Annotated in this window: 2 protein-coding genes; both read left to right on the forward strand. The window is 60.9% G+C overall.

Annotated elements, in window-relative coordinates:
• Positions 1-33 precede the first annotated feature (33 nt).
• A complete protein-coding gene (locus tag AC1DWI_RS21600; RefSeq protein WP_457280662.1) occupies positions 34-237 on the forward strand; it encodes a DUF465 domain-containing protein in 204 nt (67 codons plus the stop codon).
• Positions 237-1,789: ATP-dependent DNA helicase (locus tag AC1DWI_RS21605; protein ID WP_477725724.1), on the forward strand; the 1,553-nt coding region annotated here is incomplete at its 3' end. The genes AC1DWI_RS21600 and AC1DWI_RS21605, both read left to right, overlap by 1 nt.

Consider the following 1,789-nt stretch of genomic DNA (forward strand, 5'->3'; position numbering starts at 1 on the left):
ATCAAGCGAAGCAGCGTGTACGGATAAAAAACCTTGGACTTAAATCTACATTCCCCGGAACGCCAGCTGATCGAACTCAAAATGGAGCACGCCGATCTCAATGCGCTGGTGGACCTGACCGCGCACGCCTTTCCCATTGACGAGTTGTTGCTCAGGCGCCTCAAAAAGCGACGTTTGCAGCTTCGTGACCAGATTGCACAGCTTGAGCTGTCGCTGGATCCCCCAGAGCCTGCTTGATGACCCTTGCGATTGAAGTCGAAGAGGCCTTCGCGCCGGGAGGCGTCCTGTCACGCGCCGCCGAGCATTTTGTGCCTCGCAGCGGCCAGACCGAAATGGCCCTGGCCGTGGCACGTGCCATCGAGGGTGCATATCCCTTGGTGGTCGAGGCCAGCACCGGCGTCGGTAAAACTTTTTCCTACCTGGTCCCCGCTTTGCTGAGCGGCGAGCGTGTGTTGTTGTCGACGGCGACCAAGGCCTTGCAAGACCAGCTTTTCGGTCGTGATTTGCCGCGGCTGGTGGAGGCGCTGGCTCTTCCGGTCAGCACGGCGCTGCTCAAGGGGCGGGCCAGCTACCTGTGTCTGCACCGCATGGAAATGGCGCGCCAGGAGGCTTATTTGCCCGACGGCGTTTCCGTGCGCGCCTTGGCCAAAATTGAAGAATGGTCCAAGCTCACGCGCACCGGCGACCTGGCCGAACTCCCGGGGCTGGATGAACGTTCGCCGATGATTCCTCTGGTGACCTCCACGCGTGAAAATTGCCTGGGCGCCACCTGTCCGCGTTTTCGGGCCTGTCATGTGAACCTGGCCCGCAGGGAAGCCATGGCTGCCGACGTGGTGGTGATCAACCACCACCTGTTTTTTGCCRATCTGGCGGTGCGCGAATCCGGCGTCGCTGAGTTGCTGCCTTCCGTACGCATCGCCATCTTCGATGAAGCGCACCAGCTCAACGAGACCGGCGTGCAATTTCTGGGAACAAACCTGACCACGGGCCAGCTTCTTGATTTTGCAAGGGACATGCTGGCAACCGGCCTGCAGCTGGCCCGCGGGCTGGTGGATTGGCAGGAGGTGGTGTCGGTCGTCGAGCACGCTGCGCGCGAGCTGCGTCTGTGTGCCGGGAAACAGTACCCAGGCACCAAACTGCGATGGGTGGGTGAGTCTCCGGAGGGGTTGAATGCGGCTGAGTGGAACAGTGCGTTGCAAGTCATTCACACGTCCTGCGAGCGGGCTTGTGTCGCCCTGGATACGGTCAGTGAAATCGCGCCTGATTTCGTTCGCCTCCATGAGCGTGCCGAGGAACTGGCGGAACGCGCCCAGCGTTTCGTTCATGCATGCGAACCGGGCTGCGTGCGCTGGGCGGACGTGGGAACCCAGCTCCGGCTGGTCGAGTCGCCACTGGATATTTCGAAGGCGGTGAAAAGCAAAGTGCTGGGTGCCTCCGCCGGCTCGGCGAAGTCCTGGATATTCACCTCCGCCACACTGGGAGATGACGACAAGCTCAGCTGGTTTACCAAGCCTTGCGGACTGGAAGATGCCGAGGTCTTGCGGGTAGGAAGTCCTTTTGATTACGAGAGGCAGGCGGCATTGTATGTGCCTGAGGTGTTCCCCAAACCGGGAGACCCGGCGCACACCATGAAAGTCGCCGAAGCTGCAGCGAGATGGTCGGGACGTCTCGGGGGGCGCACCATGGTTTTGACGACCACACTGCGGGCTTTGCGCACCATTGGTGATGCACTCAGAGAGGTTTTTCTGAATTCGCCGGACATGGAGGTGCTGGTTCAGGGGGCCATGCC

The organism is Polaromonas sp. P3_C2 (assembly GCF_056402675.1).